Annotated in this window: 17 protein-coding genes and 1 pseudogene; 9 read left to right on the top strand and 9 right to left on the bottom strand. The window is 69.6% G+C overall.

All coding sequences use genetic code 11. From position 1 onward, the window contains the following. From RGD00_RS08050 to RGD00_RS08010, 9 genes and pseudogenes are all read right to left on the bottom strand, one after another. Nucleotides 1-92: pseudogene (locus RGD00_RS08050) on the bottom strand (electron transfer flavoprotein subunit beta/FixA family protein); the annotation flags it as partial. A 114-nt stretch (nucleotides 93-206) separates the two neighbouring features. Then, entirely contained in the window at nucleotides 207-779 is a 573-nt protein-coding gene (locus RGD00_RS08045; protein ID WP_310456793.1) for a cob(I)yrinic acid a,c-diamide adenosyltransferase, read from the bottom strand. Continuing rightward, nucleotides 780-989: a twin transmembrane helix small protein gene (locus tag RGD00_RS08040; RefSeq protein ID WP_310456800.1), complete on the bottom strand. Its 210-nt coding sequence runs from the start codon at nucleotides 987-989 to the stop codon at nucleotides 780-782. Nucleotides 990-1,052: 63 nt separating this feature from the next. Next, entirely contained in the window at nucleotides 1,053-1,730 is a 678-nt protein-coding gene (locus RGD00_RS08035; RefSeq protein ID WP_310456792.1) for a DUF1523 family protein, read from the bottom strand. Nucleotides 1,731-1,737: 7 nt separating this feature from the next. Next, a complete protein-coding gene (locus tag RGD00_RS08030) occupies nucleotides 1,738-2,001 on the bottom strand; it encodes a hypothetical protein (protein ID WP_310456791.1) in 264 nt (87 codons plus the stop codon). Beyond that, a complete protein-coding gene (locus tag RGD00_RS08025) occupies nucleotides 2,001-3,377 on the bottom strand; it encodes a DUF6638 family protein (protein WP_310456790.1) in 1,377 nt (458 codons plus the stop codon). The genes RGD00_RS08030 and RGD00_RS08025 overlap by 1 nt, the downstream gene beginning before the upstream one ends. 100 nt (nucleotides 3,378-3,477) lie before the next feature. Next, nucleotides 3,478-5,418 (bottom strand): AAA family ATPase, encoded by a 1,941-nt coding sequence (locus tag RGD00_RS08020; RefSeq protein WP_310456789.1) that lies wholly within the window; start codon nucleotides 5,416-5,418, stop codon nucleotides 3,478-3,480. 10 nt (nucleotides 5,419-5,428) lie between these two features. Next, nucleotides 5,429-6,556 carry a hypothetical protein gene (locus RGD00_RS08015; protein ID WP_310456788.1) on the bottom strand — a complete coding sequence of 376 codons (1,128 nt, stop codon included), beginning with the start codon at nucleotides 6,554-6,556 and terminating at the stop codon, nucleotides 5,429-5,431. Nucleotides 6,557-6,574: 18 nt separating this feature from the next. Beyond that, nucleotides 6,575-7,651: a hypothetical protein gene (locus RGD00_RS08010; protein ID WP_310456787.1), complete on the bottom strand. Its 1,077-nt coding sequence runs from the start codon at nucleotides 7,649-7,651 to the stop codon at nucleotides 6,575-6,577. A 122-nt stretch (nucleotides 7,652-7,773) separates the two neighbouring features. Between RGD00_RS08010 and RGD00_RS08005 the strand changes: the two genes are divergently transcribed. From RGD00_RS08005 to RGD00_RS07965, 9 genes are all read left to right on the top strand, one after another. After that, on the top strand, nucleotides 7,774-9,051 hold the full coding sequence (locus RGD00_RS08005) for an acetylornithine deacetylase/succinyl-diaminopimelate desuccinylase family protein (protein WP_310456786.1): 1,278 nt from the start codon (nucleotides 7,774-7,776) through the stop codon (nucleotides 9,049-9,051). Between the two features lie 308 nt (nucleotides 9,052-9,359). Next, entirely contained in the window at nucleotides 9,360-10,430 is a 1,071-nt protein-coding gene (gene selD / locus RGD00_RS08000) for a selenide, water dikinase SelD (RefSeq protein ID WP_310456785.1), read from the top strand. A 174-nt stretch (nucleotides 10,431-10,604) separates the two neighbouring features. Continuing rightward, entirely contained in the window at nucleotides 10,605-12,005 is a 1,401-nt protein-coding gene (selA, locus tag RGD00_RS07995) for an L-seryl-tRNA(Sec) selenium transferase (protein ID WP_310456784.1), read from the top strand. Next, a complete protein-coding gene (gene selB / locus RGD00_RS07990) occupies nucleotides 12,002-13,879 on the top strand; it encodes a selenocysteine-specific translation elongation factor (RefSeq protein ID WP_310456783.1) in 1,878 nt (625 codons plus the stop codon). Before selA ends, selB begins: the two co-directional genes overlap by 4 nt. Nucleotides 13,880-13,988: 109 nt before the next feature. Continuing rightward, entirely contained in the window at nucleotides 13,989-14,294 is a 306-nt protein-coding gene (locus tag RGD00_RS07985) for a c-type cytochrome (protein WP_310456782.1), read from the top strand. Then, nucleotides 14,291-15,574, top strand: a complete 1,284-nt coding sequence (locus tag RGD00_RS07980; RefSeq protein ID WP_310456781.1) for an FCSD flavin-binding domain-containing protein — start codon at nucleotides 14,291-14,293, stop codon at nucleotides 15,572-15,574. Before RGD00_RS07985 ends, RGD00_RS07980 begins: the two co-directional genes overlap by 4 nt. After that, on the top strand, nucleotides 15,574-16,584 hold the full coding sequence (locus tag RGD00_RS07975) for a YeeE/YedE family protein (RefSeq protein ID WP_310456780.1): 1,011 nt from the start codon (nucleotides 15,574-15,576) through the stop codon (nucleotides 16,582-16,584). Before RGD00_RS07980 ends, RGD00_RS07975 begins: the two co-directional genes overlap by 1 nt. Beyond that, nucleotides 16,581-17,915: an FAD/NAD(P)-binding oxidoreductase gene (locus tag RGD00_RS07970; RefSeq protein ID WP_310456779.1), complete on the top strand. Its 1,335-nt coding sequence runs from the start codon at nucleotides 16,581-16,583 to the stop codon at nucleotides 17,913-17,915. Before RGD00_RS07975 ends, RGD00_RS07970 begins: the two co-directional genes overlap by 4 nt. Further along, nucleotides 17,899-18,390 (top strand): thiosulfate oxidation carrier protein SoxY, encoded by a 492-nt coding sequence (locus RGD00_RS07965; RefSeq protein WP_310456778.1) that lies wholly within the window; start codon nucleotides 17,899-17,901, stop codon nucleotides 18,388-18,390. Before RGD00_RS07970 ends, RGD00_RS07965 begins: the two co-directional genes overlap by 17 nt. The last annotated feature ends 2 nt before the right edge of the window (nucleotides 18,391-18,392 follow it).

The raw sequence follows: 18,392 nt of genomic DNA, 5'->3' as shown, positions 1-18,392 counted from the left end.
ACGTTCGACAGATCAACTCCACCCCCATCCGCACGAACACGCACCTTAACGTTGTAGTCAATAACTCGCTTCACAGGGACCAAAACCCTCATGAGCCGGCTCTCCTTCGGATATGGACCGGACAGAAAATTGCCCGCGCCCTGCTGTTAGCTTCAAAGTTCTGTCAGGGACAACCGCAAAACGCGCCCCCGATGCGGCATTCCGGCTCAGCGGGTGAGCCCGGGCACCCAGAGCACGTCGTCGGCGCCGTCATTGTTGGCGATGCGCCCGGCGACGAAGAACCAGTCGCTGAGCCGGTTGAGGTATTTCACCGCCTCGGGGTTCACGGGTTCCGCCGCCGCCAGATCGACGGCCAGCCGTTCGGCCCGCCGGCAGACGGTGCGGCAAAGATGCAGATGCGCGGCCAGCGCGCTGCCGCCGGGCAGGATGAAACTGCGCAGGGGCGTCAGCCGCGTGTTCATCGCGTCGATTTCCGCCTCCAGCCGCGCGACCTGGGTGGCGATGATGCGCAGGGGGGGATATTCGGCCTCTGCGTCGCGATCCATCCCCGGGCGGCAGAGGTCGGCGCCCAGATCGAACAGGTCGTTGGAAATCCGCGCCAGCGCGGCGTCCATCTCTTCCCCGGCATGCAGGCGGGCCAGGCCCACGGTCGCGTTCGTCTCGTCCACCGTGCCATAGGCCTGCACGCGGGCCGATTGCTTGCCCACGCGCGTGCCATCGCCGAGCGCGGTCTGCCCGGCATCGCCGGTGCGGGTGTAAATCCGGGACAGGACGACCATCTAGAATCCTTTCGTGGAACGCCAGTAGGCGAAGGCGACGATCAGCGCCACCGCCACCGCCTGCGCCGCAATCCGGTAGCGCATGAGGCGGTTGGCATGTTTGCGGTTGAACTCGCCCCCCTTGGCGAAGCCGCCGATGCCGACCATCAGGATGGCCAGCACGACAAGCGCCGCCACGGCGGCAAGGATGAACATCGGGTCATTCAGCAGCATGGCGCATCCCTCTGGGTCTGCCTGCACATAGCGCATCCCGCGGGAAAGGGAAACGCCGGCTCAGCGCCGCGGGCGCCCCCGCCACGTGCCGAGCCAGCCGGTGAACCGCCCCCAGGCCCCCCGCGCGCGGTCGCGGGCGCGGTCGGCGCGTTCGTCGGCACGGTCGAGCGCGTCGCCCACATCCTCGATCACCGGGTCGATCATCCGTTCGCGGAACTGCGCCAGCATGCGCCAGATCATCAGGATCGCCAGGGCCAGCAGCGTCAGGATGACGATATTCACCCAAGGGATGAGCGTCGCGTCGGGGCCCGAGACCTCGCGCACCGCCACCGCGTTGGGGAAGATCGAGAAGAACTCGTTGCGCCAGCCGTAATGGGTGATCGCGACCCATCGGGGGCTCTGCGCGGTGGATACCAGATCGCCGGCCTGGGTCTGGAGGTTGAAGCTGTTGACCTTGAAATAGGGCGGCCAGCTCCACCCGGTATCCTCGTTGCGGTAGACCATCGGGCGGCCCCTGGGGCTCATCGTCTCGATGAACTTGATGTCGCGGCTGCCGGCGGTGGTGGTGGAGGTGCCCACATCGGGCGCGGCGAAGAACCACGCGTTCTCGCCCAGATCCATCCGCTGCGTATGGGTGCCGACGATCCGCACGATATCGCGCTGCGGCAGCGTATAGTGGAAGAAGGCGAAGACCAGCAGCGCCAGCAGCGCGATCAGGGTCCATTTCACGTAACGCATGGCGGCCTCAGGTGAAGTTGAGCAGATAGACCAGCACCGTGACGGCGATGATCGGGATGACATAGACAAGCACGATCAGCTTGCGGCGAAAGGACTTGCGATAGGCCTGCATCCCCCGTTCCACATAGGCGTCGCGGTCGCCCGGGCGCCCCTCTGCCTCCCACCGGTCCTCGAGCCTTTCGCGCCGGACGGAGGCAGAGTAGAGCGAGACGAGCACATAGACCACCGTCAGGCCGACCAGCCCGAGGATCGCCAGCCGGATATAGCCCATCAGCCCCGCCCTCCTTTCCGTTGCACCGCCCCCCAGGGGCCGACGATATCCACCAGCCCCTGCGGCGGCACGGCCGGGCGCGGCGCGGGGCGCGGGGCCTCGTCCATCGCGGGTTCGGGGCCGAACAGCGCCGCGCGCGCGCCGGCCTTGTCGATCTTGTATTCGCGTTCCAGGAAATCCGCCACATAGCCGCGCTTCACATCCGACCAGCGGGCGTAATCGGCGTAGAACTTTTCCTTGTGGCAGATGAACAACTGCCGGATGTCCAGCGGCGACAGTTCCGACAGCAGCATGTTGACCAGATCGCGGTCCGGCCCCGACCGGGCGCGCAGCGTGTAGAAATAGGCCGGGTGTTCGGAACTGATGCGCGGCCAGTCGCCCCCGGCCTCGACCCAGCGCAGCAGGTCCGCCAGCCCCCTGAATTCATCCGGCAGCGCCGATCCCAGCCGCCGCGCGATCCCCCGCAGGTCGGCCCGCGTCGCCTGCCCCAGATCGAGGCCGAGCGATTCCGCCGCATCCACCAGGATGAAGTCCATCTTCTGGCGCAAGAGCGCCGCGGTGTTCACCCCGCGCGCCTCCACGATGCTTTCCACCAGCCGGTTGCGTTCCAGCCAGTCGGCGATGTGGTTGCGCTGCGTCAGCCCCATCACCTGCGCGATGGGCAGCGGTCCGAGGGCCGAGGGCGGCGCCACCGTGATCGCGGCCGGATGTTCCACCCCGCGGAAGATGTAGATGCCGCCGAAATGCGCCGTCCAGAAGTTCGGCTGTTCGAACCCCATCGCCGGCAGGCTGACCGGCACCCGCGTCACGTCGCCGGTCTTCTGCGCCAGCACCAGCATTTCCGCGACCAGCACATCGTCGCGCCAGCCGTCGGGTTCTGCCCGGAACCGCTCGATCAGCTTCGCCAGCTTCGCCGCATCGGCGACATGGCCGCCGATCGTGTCGGCCTCGATGGTGATGCGGCGGATGTCGAACAGGCGGGCCGGGTTCGACAGTTCGTAGACGGTGTTCTGCAACTCGCCCGCCACCGCATCCCGCGCGGTCAGGGCGAAAAGCTGCGGCTCGTTCGCGGCGATGAACTGCCGCAGGATCCCGCGCGAGGTGGAAAACTTCGCATGCAGCAGCGGCGCCGATTTCTGCGCCGTGGTCAGCAGGATGAACTGCCGGTTGCAGCCATTGGGGTTGAGGTAGAGGTCATCGCCCAGTTCGTCCCCGATCTCGGGCGAATAGCCGGAAATGTCGACGTGGAAATCCGCCAGCGCCGTGGTCCTGCCGGTCAGATGCTTCAGCGCGCGGTTGTAACGCTCGACCAGCGCGGGCGAGGACACCTCGACAAGGTTGCCGAACATCAGGCCCTTTTCGATCAGCCGCCGCATGCCGCCCCCCGGAAGGTTGCAGGCTTCATCCTGCCGGAAACATTCCGCCGGCCGCAGGGGGTGCGGGGGGTTGTACCCCCCGCCATGGGCAGGTGCACCGTCATCCCCGCCCCTCCTGATACCGCCGCCGCGCCTCTTCCGCCCGGCCCATGTCGCGGACCATCGCGTCGATGGCGGACTCGTCGGACTTGTCGGCATAGCGGAATTCGCTGTCCGCGTAGCGGTTGATTTCCTGCACCACCATGTCCACCGTGATCGGCTGCATCAGGTCGCGGATCATCGCCATCTTGCGGTCGTAGGGCTGGAACAGGAACAGGTCGGGGTTTTCCATCCAGTCGTCGGGCAGTTCGACATCGGTCGCGCGCACCTTGACCGCATCGGTGATGTTCTTGATCGCGCGCCCGGTGAAGCGTTCGTCCGCCCGGCTGATCGCCGTGAGATAGGCCCCCAGTTTCGCCAGCGTGTCCAGCGGGCCGATGTCGGCCGTCACCCGGTCCCAGACCCGCACCAGCCCGGCTTCCTGCGGGCGGGAATGGGCCTCGAAACTGGCCGCCACCGCGCGGCGGATTTCCTGCGCGGCGTAAAGGTCGTGTTCGCCAAGCGGGATCTTGTGGTTGCGGCCCAGAAGCAGGGTGAGGATGTCGATGTAATCCTCGCGGCTTTGCGGCCCGTCGACAAGGAAGCGCGCGCCCGCGCGCTGGCGCAGGGCGTCGTCGACGTTTTCGGGAAAGTTGGAAAACATCCCGAAGGTGCAGTTGCCGCGCACCACGGTATTGGCGCCTGCAAACGCCTCCATGAACACCGCCGTCACCTCTTGCTGGCCCGCCGATGACTGCCGGTCGCCGCGCTTGCCCGCGATCTGGTCGATGTCGTCGATGGTGCCGAAGCCGATCACCGCCGGGTCCAGCACATTGGTCACGAAGGCCTTGGCGTTCTGGCCCGACTTGCCCTGATAGCTGTCGATCTGGTCGATGGAAAAGTTCTGGTAGCGGAAGGGATAGCCCACCGCCGTGCAGTAATCGTTCAGCAAGCCCGCCATCATCTGGATCAGCGTGGTCTTGCCCGTGCCCGGCTTGCCGTCGCCCATGAAGGTGAAGATGAACCCGCCCAGTTCGGCGAAGGGGTTCATCTTGCGGTCGAAATCATAGGCCATGAGCATCTTCGACAGCTTCATCGCCTGATGCTTGGCGATATGGTTGCCGATGACCTCGAACGGTTTCTTGAACGCCATCGTCAGCACCGTGCCGCGCGCCTTGCGGGCGGGGGTGAAGCCGGCAAGGGTCAGCCCGTCCGCCTCTACCCGCCAGCTGGCCGCGGCGAAGGGGGCGGTGCGGGGGGCGGTATCGGCGCGGGCGGCGGCGCGGGCCATCAGCCCTTCGGCAAAGGCCGCGACGGTGGCGACAAGGCGGGCGTCGTCGGTGCCGAAGGCGGCGATGTCCTGATCCAGTTCCCACAGCGCACCGTGCAGGGCCAGCGGCGCGTTGTCGGTCAGCACCTCTTCCACCCCGCCCACATCCACCGTGACCTCGCCCAGATGCGGGGCGATCAGGAAGGCGGCGGCATTGGCGAAGGCATGCAGCACCACCAGCGCCTCGGCGGCCAGAAGTTCCGTGAATTCCACCCGCCGCGCATCGGCCAGGCGGTTTTCCAGGTTGGCCTTCTTGAGCTCCGCCAGCCCGGTGCGTTCGCCAAACGTCTCGCCCATCGCCAGCGCGATGGCCAGCGCGCGGCGCAAGGCCTGCATGACATTGGCCTGCATCGGCGTGACCAGCCCGTCCTCGGCCGCCGCGGTGATCCGCTCGATCAGCCGCACGGCGCCGGGGCGCGCGGTGGGGCGGGTGACAAGGCCGGGGGTGGTGGACCGGAACCGGGGCCGCGTACCGATACCGGGCGAGCGTTCGGCCACCGCCGGGGCCGCCCCTTCGCGCGGTTTCGCCAGCCGGGGGGCATGGTCGAACCCCTCCATCAGCGCCAGTGCTGCGGCGTAATGGGCGCGCACCGCATCCTCGCGCAGTTCCATCGTGTCGCGTGTGCCGCTCATCCCCGTCCCCCTAGCGCGCGCTGATCACCCGGCCGCCCGCGCCGACGACGAATTTCCGCACGTCGCGGAACCCCGGCGGGTTGCGTTCGGCCAGCACCTGATAGGGCCGTTCGGGCAGGATCACATAACGGTCCGTCCGCGTGGCCCCGGTTTCCGCCCCCCGGCCCAGAAAGGGGTCGAGCGCATAGACCTGCCGTTCCACGCTGCCGAACCAGCCCGATTTCGCGCGCGTCGTGCCGCTGGCCTCCAGATCCTCGATCGTCCAGACCAGCGCCCAGTCCTGCCCCTCGGGCGCGCGGGCCTCTGCCAGCACCTCGCCGATGGGGCCCGATTGCAGGGTGAAGCTGGCGGAATACATCGGCCCCAGATGCAGCCGGCGCAGCCGCAGCGGATGCAGGTCGTCGAAATCGGTATCGAATCCGGTGGCGACGGTCAGCAGCTTCAGCCCTGCCAGCGACTGCGCCATCAGATGCGCGCGCACCCGCGGCCAGCGCCGTTCGTCCTTGGCCAGCGCCACGCGGCCGGAATCCGCGACCTCCATCAGCCAGACCACGGGCAGGTTGATCTGGCTGTCGTAGACCGCCCAGGACAGCAGCCAGATGCGCCGCCCGGCCTCTTCGCGCAGCCACAGGATTTCCGGGTCGTTCTGCGCCCAGAACAGATCCCCCTGGATCAGCGCCTCGGCGTAAAGCCGCTGCGACAGCGCGAATTGCAGCCGCGTGGGCACCGACAACTCGCCCACGATCTGGCGGATCATGCGGTCCTTCAGTTCCGCCTCGGACGGCATACCTTGCAGGTTGCGCAACGCATGCTGCGCGTCGTTCGCCATCAGCAAGAGTTCCTGATAGACGGGAAAGCCGCTTTCGTGCCGGTCTATCGTCAGCCGGTTCGGCAACAGCGCCTCGGCCCGCCCCGTCAGCAGGTATTTGAGCGACAGCGCGCGGAAACTGTGCGCCAGCCCCTCCAGATAGCCGCCGAGGATGCGCAGTTCGGCCCGCGTCAGGCGGCCTTCGGTTTCCAGTTCCGCCGCGACGCGGGCCAGCGGCGGGGCGATGCGGTCGAACTTGGCGAAATAGCGCCGGGCGACGGCGTTGTCGTAAAGTTCCAGATGGTCGCTGGCGAGGTCGGTTTCAGCCATGGTTCACCGGCGCGCCGGTCATTCCCGCCCGTAAAGGTTCTTGTCGTGCTTTTCCACGATGGCGGCAAAGCGGCGGGCAAAGCGTTCGTCGGCCTTGGCCTTCTGTTCCAGCACCTTGCGGGCAAAGACCATCTGGTCCTCGTGCGCCTCCATCATCTCGGCCATGCGCTGGTTGGTGGCGGTGCCGATGGCGGCCATGGCGGCCTGCGCCTCCTGGTCCGTCTTGACGCCGATCTCGTTGATGCGATGGGCCACGTCCTGCTGCTGTGCGGTCTTGAGGCTTTTGGTCAGCGCGTCATACAGCACCACGCGCTGCCTGGTATCGGTTTGCAGCTTGTTGATCAGCACCATCTGCGTCGCCGCCTGGTTCTGAAGGCTGTCGACCCAGGTCTTGCCCTTTTCGATATAGCGTTCTAGCGTCTGGCTTTTCGCCAGTTTCACCTGTTCGTCCTGCACCAGCGCGTTGTGGCGGGTGTTGAGTTCCGCCAGTTCGGTTTCCAGCCGCGTGCGGGCGGCGGCGTCCTGTTCCACGCTGATGCGGTTTTCCAGTTCGATGATCTTCGGGTCCATCCCCGCGATTTCCGCCCGCACGGATTCGAGCGCGGCCACCGTCGTCTCGCGTTCCACCAGCGTATCGCCCAGATTGGCCTCGACCCTGGTCTTCTGGTCGTTCAGCAGGTCCAGTTGCCCCTGCAACAGCCGCACGATCACATCGGACTTGGCGATCAGATCCTGCAACTTGTCGTCGATCGACGCCGTGCGCAGCCGTTCCTGCCGCATCGATTCCGACTTGCCGCGCGAAAAGACGCCGACGAAGCTTTCCCACCCGGTTTTCGACCGCATCTCGTCGAAATCCCGGGAAAAGCCCGCCGTCACATCATCCAGCCCCATGATCAGTTCGGCGATGTTGGCGTTCATCAGGTCGGCATGCTGGCGCACATCGTCCAGTGTGGCATTCTCGATGTCGATCTCGGGCTCGCCGGCGAGGGCCTTGGCGCGCGCGGCCTCCACCCGGGCGGTGACGGCGGAAATCCTGGCCTGGGCCTTGGCGACCTCTTCCTGGCTTTTCCTGATCTGCGCGTCGAAATCGGCCATCCTGTCCTCCGGCGGAAAATGGGTCGCATGCCATCAATTGGGGATGTTATGACAAATTGCATCCCCGCCGTCATCCGGTTTTGCCCATTGCGGCGCAGGTCGATGCGGGGCAGGCTGGAACGATGTCCGATGCCCTGATCCAGACCCAGATCGCCGCCCGGCGCGACAGCCTGATCGCGCTGACGCAAGACCTGATCCGCATCCCGACGCTGAACCCGCCCGGGCGCCACTACCGCGAGATCTGCGATTACCTCGCCGCGCGGCTGGCGGCGTCGGGGTTCACGGTGCAGCTGCTGCGGGCGACCGGCGCGCCGGGGGACAGCGAGACCTATCCGCGCTGGAACCTGCTGGCGCGCCGCGAAGGCGCGGGGCCGGGCGACTGCGTGCATTTCAACAGCCACCACGATGTGGTCGAGGTCGGCCACGGCTGGACGCGCGATCCGTTCGGGGGTGAACTGGACGGCGGGCGCATCTATGGCCGCGGCGCCTGCGACATGAAGGGGGGCCTTGCCGCCAGCATCATCGCGGCCGAATCCTTCATCGCCGCCCGCCCCGGCTTTCGCGGCGCGATCGAGATTTCGGCCACGGCGGACGAGGAATCGGGCGGTTTCGGCGGCGTCGCCTGGATGGCGCAGCAGGGGTATTTCGCACCCGAACGGGTGCAGCATGTCATCATCCCCGAACCGCTGCACAAGGACCGCATCTGCCTGGGCCACCGCGGCGTCTGGTGGGCGGAAATCGAGACGAAGGGGCGCATCGCCCATGGCTCCATGCCCTTTCTGGGCGACAGCGCGATCCGCCACATGGGCGCGCTGCTGGCGGAAATCGAGGCGACGCTCTACCCCCATCTGACCACCAAGCACACCGAAATGCCGGTGATCCCCGAGGGCGCGCGGCAATCGACGCTGAACATCAACTCCATCCACGGGGGCGAGCCGGAACCCGAACCCGGCTATACCGGCCTGCCCGCGCCCTGCGTCGCCGACCGCTGCCGCATCATCCTCGACCGCCGCTTCCTGATCGAGGAACGGATCGACGAGGTGAAGGCAGAGGTGACGGGCCTTCTGGAACGCCTGCGCGCCGAACGCCCCGGTTTCGCCTACGAGATCCGCGACCTGTTCGAGGTCCAGCCGACGATGACCGAAAAGGATGCCCCCGTGGTGCGCACCGTCGCGGCGGCGATCGAGAAGGTCCTGGGGCGGCAGGCGGAATATGTCGTCTCGCCCGGCACCTACGACCAGAAGCATATCGACCGCATCGGCAAGCTGAAGAACTGCATCGCCTATGGGCCCGGCGTGCTGGATCTGGCGCACCAGCCCGACGAATGGGTGGGGGTGGACGACATGGCCGACAGCGCGAAGGTGATGGCGCTGACGCTGGCCGAACTGCTGCCGGAATAGCCCATGTGTGCTGGCGGCGCCGGGGGCTTCGCGCCCCGTGGCCTGCTGGTTCTCGAACCAGTGGCGCACCAGCCGACGCCCCCGCGGGATATTTATGGACAGAGAATGAAAAGGGGGGTCTCAGGAACACCTCTTGCCACATTTTCTGTCCCTTAAATATCCCCGCCGGAGGCTCCCGCACCCTCCGCCGGGCCAAACGCCGGGCGGGAGCCCCGGGTTCCGCCTATGGCGCGCATAGACGCAGCGGACGGTTGCGGGCGGCGCGGGGCGCGCGGTAATCTGCCCCCTGCGCCAGAACGGAAGAGCCCATGACCCTGCACCAGTTCACCACCCCCGCCGCGGGCGAGCCGCGCCTGACCTCGCTGTCGCATGGCGGCGGCTGCGGCTGCAAGATCGCCCCCGGCGTGCTGGAAGGCATCCTGCGCGGCGCCTCGGCCCTGCCGGTCCCGCCGGAACTGCTGGTGGGGATCGAGACCTCGGACGACGCCGCGGTCTGGCGGCTCAACGACCGGCAGGCGGTGGTGGCGACGACCGATTTCTTCATGCCCATCGTCGACGACCCCGCCGATTTCGGCCGCATCGCCGCGACCAATGCGATCAGCGATGTCTATGCGATGGGCGGCACGCCGATCTTCGCGCTGGCGCTGGTGGGGATGCCGGTCAACGTCCTGTCGCAGGCGACCATCGGGCAGATCCTCGACGGCGGCGCCGCCGCCTGCCGGGCGGCAGGGATCCCGATCGCGGGCGGGCATACGATCGATTCGGTGGAACCGATCTATGGCCTCGTCGCGCTCGGCATCCTCGATCCCGCGCATCTGAAGCGCAACTGCGATGCGCGGGCGGGGGACGTGCTGATCCTCGGCAAGCCGGTGGGCGTGGGCGTGCTGTCGGCGGCGCTGAAGAAGGGCGCGCTGGATGCCGACGGCTATGCCGGGATGCTGGCGACGACGACGCGGCTGAACACGCCGGGGCCCGAACTGGCCCGCCTGCCCGGCGTGCATGCGATGACCGATGTCACCGGCTTCGGCCTTGCCGGCCATGCGCTGGAAATGGCGCGCGGGTCGGGCTACGGCATCCGGCTGGACTGGGCCGCGGTGCCGCTGGTCGCGGGCGCGCGGGCGCTGGCGGCGGCGGGGCATGTCACCGGCGCCTCGGGCCGCAACTGGGCGAGCTATGGCGCGCGGGTGGCGCTGGACCCGGCGCTGACAGACCTCGACCGCGCGCTGCTGAGCGATCCGCAGACCTCGGGCGGGCTGCTGGTCGCCTGCGCGCCGGATGCGGCGGGCGAGGTGCTGGCCTGTTTCCGCCGCCATGGTTTTGCCGACGCCGCCGCGGTCGGCCGGGTGGAGGGTGAGGCCGGGATGCTGTCGGTGGGCTGACGGCTATGGGGCGCATAGGCGCGGCCGAGGGGCGTTTGACAAGGCCCCGCCCGCCCCGCAGACTTTCCCCGAAGAGGGGGAAACCATGACGCGGCAAGGCATCGTCCCGGGCTAGCCCCCCTTTCATATCATCGCCACCCGCCGCCGCCTGCCCCGCCGCAGGACGGCCCCGCCATGCCCACGCAGGACGCCATGACACCCGATCCCCGCACCGCGCTGCCCTCGATCGACCGGCTTCTGCGCCATGCGGATGCGGCGGCGCTGGCCGCCGGCCATGGCCGCCAGCGGGTGGTGGCGGCGCTGCGGGCAGAACTGGCCGACCTGCGCGCCGCGGGCGGGGCGGCGCCGGGGGATGCCGCGCTGCTGGCCGGTTGCGCGCGGCGGCTGGCGGCGGGGGCGGCGCCTTCGCTGGTGCCGGTGCTGAACCTGACCGGCACGGTGAACCACACCAACCTCGGCCGCGCGCTGTGGTCGCAGCGGGCGGCGGATGCGGCCTATGGGGCGATGCGGGGGGCGGCCAATCTGGAATTCGACCTCGACCGGGGGGCGCGGGGCGCGCGGGACAGCCATACCGAACGGCTGCTGTGCGACCTGACCGGGGCAGAGGCCGCGACCGTGGTCAACAACAATGCCGCCGCGGTGCTGCTGATGCTGAACACGCTGGCGCAGGGGCGCGAGGTGATCGTGTCGCGGGGCGAACTGGTGGAAATCGGCGGCGCCTTCCGCGTCCCCGACGTGATGCGCGGCGCGGGCGCGCGGCTGCGCGAGGTCGGCACCACCAACCGCACCCACCGGCACGACTATGCCGGTGCGATCGGCCCCGATACGGCGGCGCTGATGAAGGTGCATGCCAGCAACTACGCCATCCGGGGCTTCACCGCAGAGGTGCCGCAGGCCGATCTTGCCGCGCTGGCCGCCGGCCACGGCCTGCCCTTCCTGATCGACCTCGGCAGCGGGTCGCTGCTGCGGCTTGCGCAATTCGGCCTGCCCGACGAACCCACCGTGCGGCAGGCCATCGCCGACGGCGCGGATGTCGTCAGCTTCAGCGGCGACAAGCTGCTTGGCGGGCCGCAATGCGGGATCCTTGTCGGCAAGCGGGAACTGATCGACCGCATGCGCGCCAACCCGCTGAAACGCGCGCTGCGGGTGGACAAGGTGATCATCGCCGGGCTGGAAGCCACGCTGCGCGCCTGTGCCGACACCGATCTGGCGCGGCGCGAGATCCCGACCCTGCGCCTGCTGACCCGCCCGCTGGCCGAGATCGCCGCCTGCGCCGAACGGCTGCACCCGGCGGTCGCGGCGGCGCTGGCGGGGGTGGCAGAGGTCGCCGTGATCCCCTGCCGCAGCCAGATCGGCAGCGGCGCGCAGCCGGTGGACCTGCTGGACAGCCGCGGCCTTGCCATCACCCCGCGCGCGGACGGGCCCTCGGCCAGCGCCATCGCGCGGATGTTCCGGCAATTGCCGCTGCCGGTGATCGGGCGCATCCATCAGGGGGCCTTCATCCTCGACCTGCGCTGTCTGGAGGACGAGGGGCCGTTTCTGGCGCAGCTTGGCCATCTGGGGGCGGGCCGGTGATCGTCGCCACCGCGGGCCATATCGACCACGGCAAGACCACGCTGATGCGGGCGCTGACCGGCATCGACACCGACGCCCTGCCCGAGGAAAAGGCGCGCGGGATTTCCATCGACCTCGGCTTTGCGCATATGGACCTGCCGGGCGGGGGGATCATCGGCTTCGTCGACGTGCCGGGCCACGAACGCTTCATCCGCAACATGCTGAGCGGCGTCTATGCCGTGGGTCATGTGCTGCTGGTGGTGGCCGCCGACGACGGGGTGATGCCGCAGACGGCGGAACATCTGGCCATCGTCGGGCTTCTGGGCGTGGCGGGGGGCACGGTGGTAATCACCAAGGCCGACCGGGCAGACCCCGCCCGCATCGCGCAGGTGCAGGCAGAGATGCGCGCGCTGCTGGCGGATGCGGGCTGCGGCGGGTTCGGCATGGTCACGGTATCGGCCGTCACCGGCGCGGGGATGGACAGGCTGACGGCCCGGCTGGCAGAGGTCGCGGCGGCGGAACGCCGGGCGGGGGGCGCGGGCGGCCTTGCGCGTTTCGTCGTGGACCGGGTGTTCGTCGCGCAGGGCAGCGGCACGGTGGTGCGCGGCACGGTGATCGCGGGGGCAATCGCGCCGGGCGACACGCTGACCATCAGCCCCGCGGGCATCCCCGCCCGCGTGCGCCGCCTGCAACGCCACGGCCGCGCGGCAGACCGCGCGCAGGCGGGCGAACGCTGCGCCATCAATCTTGCCGGCATCGACCATGCGGCGGTGGCGCGCGGCGACTGGCTGGTCGCGCCCGCCGCCCATCGCCCGACCGACCGGATCGACATCCGCCTGCGCGTCCTGCCGTCGGAGGCCGGGGCGCTGAAACACTGGACGCCGGTGCATCTGCATATCGGCGCGGCCGACATTCCCGCCCGGCTCGCCCTGCGGCGGGGCGAAGCGCTGGCCCCGGGGCAGGAGGGGCTGGCGCAGCTGCGGCTTTCCCGCCCGGTGCAGGCGGCGGCGGGCGACCGGCTGATCCTGCGCGACCAGTCCTCCACCCGCACCATCGGCGGCGGCGCGGTGGTCAACCCCTTTCCGCCCCGGCGGCGGGCGGAACGGGCCGCGGTGCTGGCGGCGCTGGACGGGCGCGGCATGGCCGAGGGGCTGGCGGCGCTGCTCGACACCCTGCCGGGGGGCGTGGGGATGGGTTGGTTCGCCGCCCTGCACAACCTGGCCGCCGACCGGGCCGCGGCCCTGCTGCCCCCCGATGCGGTGCGGATCAAGGCCACCGCCTTTTCCGCGCAGCAGGTGGAAAGGCTGGGCCGCAAGGCCGCCGCGCGGGTGGAACGGTTCCATGCCGAAACCCCCGCCGCGCCGGGGATGGATCTGCGCCGCCTGCATGCCGAGACCGCCCGCGCCCTGCCCTTCGAGACCTTCCAGGATCTTGTCCGCCAGTCGGCGCGGGGATGGGGGCTGGACCTTTCGGGGTCGCAACTGCGCCGCGCGGATCATGACCCGACGCAGAACCCGCAGGACGAACGCAACTGGCGGCTCATCCATCCGATCCTCGACCATTCCGGGTTCCACATCCCCTCGGCCCGCGAACTGGCAGAGGAAACGCGCATCCCGCTGGCGATGGTGCGCGATCTGATGCACCGCAAGGCCGCGACCGGCGCGCTGGTGCGGCTGACGGCGGAACGGTTCACCCTGCCCCATGTGATGGAGGCGGCGGCGGAAAAGGCCGCGGCCGCCGCGCGGCGCATCCCCGGCGGGCAGTTCAAGGCCGCCGATTTCCGCGACGAGATCGGCACCGGCCGGACCATCGCGATCGAGATCCTGGAATGCCTCGACCGGCTCGGCCGCACCGTCCGGCAGGGCGACCGGCGCGGCATGGCCCCCGAACCATAGACCATGCCTATGCAGACGATATGTTGCCGCACGCCACGATTGCCCGGGTGCCGATGATGTGCCGATATTCGGCCGACCGGCCCGCCCCCATCGCCAACCGGAGGATCCGATGACCTTTCGCAGCCTGTCATGCCTGGCCGCGCTGGCCCTGCCAGCCGCCGCCGCGCAGGCGTTGACGCCCGCCGATGTGGCGGTGCTGGCCGGCCCCTGCGCCGCCTGCCACGGGCCGGACGGGCATTCGCCCGGCGCCATCCCCGCCATCGCCGGGCGGGCAGAGGAACACCTTGCCACCCGCATGTTCGCCTTCCGCGACGGGCAGGACCCGGCGGCGACGGTGATGCCCCGGCTGATGAAAGGCTATGACGAGGCCCAGATCCGCGCGCTGGCGAAATGGTTCGCAGAGGGCCGACAATGACGGAAGGGCGACAATGCGCCACGCGGCGCGCGGTGCTGGCAGGGCTGGCGGGAACGGGGGCGGCGCTGGCGCTGCCCGTACTGGCAGGGGCCCGGACGGGGGCCCATGTGGCGGTCATCGGCGGCGGGTTCGGGGGCGCGACCGCCGCGCGCTATCTGCGCCGCGGCGCCCCCGACCTGCGGGTCACGCTGATCGAGCCCGCGGAACGGTTCTACACCTGCCCCTTTTCCAACCTCTACCTCGGCGGGCTGCGCGACTGGGACAGCATCGGCCACGGTTATGACGGCCTGCGCGCGGCGGGGGTCGAGGTGATCCACGCGCGGGCAGAGGCGGTGGATACCGCCGCCCGCCGCCTGCGGCTGGCCGGGGGGGCGGAACTGGCCTGGGACCGGCTGGTGATCGCCCCCGGCATCGACCTGCGCTGGAACGCGCTGGAAGGTTATGACGCCGCCGCGGCCGAAATCGCCCCCCACGCATGGAAGGCCGGGCCGCAGACGCAGCTTCTGCGCCGTCAGATGGAGGCGATGGAGGATGGCGGGACCTTCGTCATGGTCATCCCCGGCGGCGCCTACCGCTGCCCGCCCGGGCCCTATGAACGCGCCGGGATGGTCGCGCATTACCTCAAGACCCGCAAGCCGCGGTCCAAGATCCTGCTGCTGGACGCCAAGGACAGGTTTTCCAAACAGCCGCTGTTCATGCAGGGCTGGCAGGCGCTTTACGGCGACATGATCGAATGGGTGGGGCTGGATGACGATGGGCAGGTCGTGCGGGTGGATGCCGCGCGGCGCGCGGTCGAAACCGCCTTCGGCACCATCCATCGCGCCGATGTGCTGAACGTGATCCCGCCGCAGATGGCGGGCGGGATCGCGGCGGATGCCGGGCTGACCGATGCCAGCGGATGGGTGCCCGTCGATCCCGCCACCTTCGCCGCCCGGCAGGCAGAGGGCGTGCATGTCGTCGGCGACGCGGCGCTGGCCAGCCCCATGCCCAAGTCGGGCTTCTGCGCCAATGCCCAAGGCAAGGTGGCGGCGGCGGCGATCCTGGCCGATCTGGCCGGGCAGGCGCCGCCGGAGGCGTCCTTCGCCAACACCTGCTACAGCATGATCGCGCCCGACTACGCCATATCCGTCGCCGGGGTCTACCGGGTCGAGGGCGGCGCGGTGGCCGAGGTCGCGGGCGGCACCAGCCCGCTGGAGGCCGACGCCGGTTTCCGCGCCGCCGAGGCCCGCCATGCCGCCGGCTGGTACGCCGCGATCAGCGCCGACATCTGGGGGGCATGATGACCACGCTGCTGGCGGTGTTCCTGCTGGGATGCGCCTTCGGCGCGGCGGCGCGGGCCGGGCGGTTCTGCCTGCTGCGCGGCGTGCGCGGCTGGATGGACGGGTCGGACCGCACGGCCCTGCGCGCCTTCGCGCTGGCGCTGGCCGTGGCGCTGGCGGCGTCGCAGGGCTTGCAGGCGGCGGGGGCGGTGGATCTGACCACGGCGCTGCCGGTGCGCGACAGTTTCGCCCTGCCCGGCGTGGTGCTGGGGGGCGTGCTGTTCGGATGGGGCATGGTGCTGGCCAATGCCTGCGGGGCGCGCGCGCTGGTCTTGGGCGCGGGCGGCAATATGCGGGCGCTGGTCGTAGTGCTGGTGATGGGCGTCACCGCGCAGGCCAGCCTTGGTGGGGTGCTGGCGCCCCTGCGGCTGGCGGTGCAGGGGGTGGGCACCGTCACCCCCGCCGCCGCCACGCTGCCGGGGGGCGCGGCACTGGCCGCCCTGATCGCGCTGGCGCTCGCCGCCTTCGCCCTCGGCCCCCCTGCCCTGCGCGCCCGGCCCGCCGAGGCGCTGGCGGCGCTGCTGATCGGGCTTTGCGTCGCCGCGGGCTGGTGGATCACCACCCATGTCGGCACCGACCCCTTCGACCCCCGCCCCCCTTCGGCGCTGAGCTTCGTCGGTCCGCTGGCCGAGGGCGGGCTTTACCTGATGATCGCCACCGGCATCAGCCCCACCAACGGCGCCGCGCTGGTCGCGGGCACGCTGGCCGGGGCGCTGGCCACGGCGCTCGCCACCCGCAGCTTCCGGCTCGAATCCTTCACCGGCCCGCGCCAGATGCTGCGCATGCTGGCGGGCGCGGTGCTGATGGGGTTCGGGGGGGTGCTCGCACTCGGCTGTTCCATCGGGCAGGGCCTTTCGGGCCTGTCCACGCTGGCCATCGCCAGCCTTCCCGCCTGCGCCGGCATTCTTGCCGGCATTGTCACCGGCCTGCGCCTGACCCGCGCCGCCCCCCGGATGGAGGTAACACCGTGATCACCCGCCGCACCCTTCTGACCGCCGCCCCGGCATTGACGCTCGCCACCGGGCTTCTGCCCGGCGCCGGGCTGGCCGCGCCCGCCGCGCTGACAGCCGACACCCGGCTTCTGCCCCGCAAGGGCAAGGGCCCCCGCATCGTCATCTGCGGCGGGGGCTGGGGCGGGCTTTCGGCCGCGCGCCACCTGCGCGACCGGATCCCGGATGCCGATGTGATCGTGCTGGAACGCAATCCCTTCTTCTGGTCCTGCCCGATGTCGAACAAATGGCTGATCGACGTGGTGGACACCCAGTTCCTGATGCACGACATGTTCGCCCCGGCGCGCAAATACGGCTACACGCTGGTGCAGACCGAAATCATCGGGATTGAGCGCGACCGCAAGCAGGTGCGCACCACCCAAGGCACGGTGGACTACGACTATCTCATCCTCGCCGGCGGCATCCGCAACGCCTATGACGCCTGGTTCGGCGACGACCGCGCGACGGCGGAATATACCCGCCAGCACTTCCCCTCCGCCTATACCCCCAGTTCCGAGCATCTCGCGCTCAAGAACAAGCTGAAGGATTTCAAGGGCGGCACCATCGTGATGACCCTGCCGCCGCCCCCGCACCGCTGCCCGCCCTCGCCCTATGAACGCGCCTGCCTGATGGCCTGGCACATCAAGGTCAACAAGATCCCCGGCAAGATCCTGATCCTCGACCCGAAACCCAAGATCGCCCCCATCGGCGCGGGCTACAAGGCGGCGTTCGAGGAACTTTATCCCGACATCATCACCCATGTGCCGAACGCCAAGGTGAAAGAGGTCGATCCCTACAACAAGCGCATCATGACCGAGGCGGGGGATTTCGACTTCGACGACGCGGTGCTGATGCCGCCGCATCAGGCCTCCGACATGGTGTGGCATGCCGACCTGATCGCCCAGACGCCCGAGGGCAAGCCCACCGGATGGGCCGACATGCATCCGCGGCTCTTCACCGCGAACAGCGACGATAACGTCTACATCATCGGCGATTCGATGGGGCCGATCGCGGAAAGCTTCGGCCACTATCCGAAAAGCGGCCATGTGGCGAACGTCGTCGCCCGCATCGCCGCCGACAACATCGCCGAACGGGTGGCCGGCAAGGAGGTCGTGGCGCAGCTGCCCGACAACCTGTGCTACATGCTGGTCAACGGCGACCCGCGCGAGGCGATCTCGGTCGAGTTCACCTATGATCTGGACGCCGAGGGCCAGGTGGTGCAGACGCAGATCGACATCGACGTGCGCACCCCCGACCTGCTGGCCGAGGATTTCGTCTGGCTCGAAGGCAAGTTCAATGACTTCCTCGCGTGAATCCCGCTGGCGGCCGTCGCGCCGCCAGATCCTGATGACGGGGCCGGCGCTGGCGCTGGCCCCGCTGCCCGCGTTTGCGCAGGTGACGACGACCGCCCGCCCGCAGCCCGACGCGGCAGAGGCCGACCGCATCGCCGCCGAATTCGCCGCCGGCGCCCTGCCCCTGCCCGAGGGGCTGGTGCTCGACCTGCCGGTTCTGGGCGACAACCCGGGGGCGGTGCCGGTGCGGGTGTATCTGGACCGGCCGGTCACGCCCGATTACTGGTGCGCGGAAATGATCGTGATCGCCGAACTGAACCCCCGCCCGCTCGCCTGCCGCCTGCGGTTCACGCAGGATACCGGATCGGCCGATCTGGCGGTGCGGCTGCGGCTGATCCGCAGCATGCATGTGCGCGCGCTGGCGCGGATGAACGACGGCCGGGTGCTGACCGTGCGCCGCCCGATCACCGTCACCGCCGGCGGCTGCGGGATGTGAGG

Origin of the sequence: Ruixingdingia sedimenti (genome assembly GCF_031432425.1) — a bacterium.
Taxonomy (GTDB): Bacteria; Pseudomonadota; Alphaproteobacteria; order Rhodobacterales; family Rhodobacteraceae; genus Ruixingdingia; species Ruixingdingia sedimenti.
The sequence above is the reverse complement of the archived record's forward strand: the minus strand, read 5'-3'. Positions and strand labels throughout refer to the sequence as shown.

Bases quoted from the DNA above. Each gene is read 5' to 3' on its own strand.
- selA (WP_310456784.1), top strand. From the start codon at position 10,605: ATGCCCACGCAGGACGCCATGACACCCGATCCCCGCACCGCGCTGCCC.
- RGD00_RS08045 (WP_310456793.1), bottom strand. From the start codon at position 779: ATGGTCGTCCTGTCCCGGATTTACACCCGCACCGGCGATGCCGGGCAG.
- RGD00_RS08020 (WP_310456789.1), bottom strand. From the start codon at position 5,418: ATGAGCGGCACACGCGACACGATGGAACTGCGCGAGGATGCGGTGCGC.
- RGD00_RS08035 (WP_310456792.1), bottom strand. From the start codon at position 1,730: ATGCGTTACGTGAAATGGACCCTGATCGCGCTGCTGGCGCTGCTGGTC.
- RGD00_RS07980 (WP_310456781.1), top strand. From the start codon at position 14,291: ATGACGGAAGGGCGACAATGCGCCACGCGGCGCGCGGTGCTGGCAGGG.
- RGD00_RS07975 (WP_310456780.1), top strand. From the start codon at position 15,574: ATGACCACGCTGCTGGCGGTGTTCCTGCTGGGATGCGCCTTCGGCGCG.
- RGD00_RS07965 (WP_310456778.1), top strand. From the start codon at position 17,899: ATGACTTCCTCGCGTGAATCCCGCTGGCGGCCGTCGCGCCGCCAGATC.
- RGD00_RS08025 (WP_310456790.1), bottom strand. From the start codon at position 3,377: ATGCGGCGGCTGATCGAAAAGGGCCTGATGTTCGGCAACCTTGTCGAG.
- RGD00_RS08015 (WP_310456788.1), bottom strand. From the start codon at position 6,556: ATGGCTGAAACCGACCTCGCCAGCGACCATCTGGAACTTTACGACAAC.
- RGD00_RS08010 (WP_310456787.1), bottom strand. From the start codon at position 7,651: ATGGCCGATTTCGACGCGCAGATCAGGAAAAGCCAGGAAGAGGTCGCC.
- RGD00_RS08005 (WP_310456786.1), top strand. From the start codon at position 7,774: ATGTCCGATGCCCTGATCCAGACCCAGATCGCCGCCCGGCGCGACAGC.
- RGD00_RS08030 (WP_310456791.1), bottom strand. From the start codon at position 2,001: ATGGGCTATATCCGGCTGGCGATCCTCGGGCTGGTCGGCCTGACGGTG.
- RGD00_RS07985 (WP_310456782.1), top strand. From the start codon at position 13,989: ATGACCTTTCGCAGCCTGTCATGCCTGGCCGCGCTGGCCCTGCCAGCC.
- selD (WP_310456785.1), top strand. From the start codon at position 9,360: ATGACCCTGCACCAGTTCACCACCCCCGCCGCGGGCGAGCCGCGCCTG.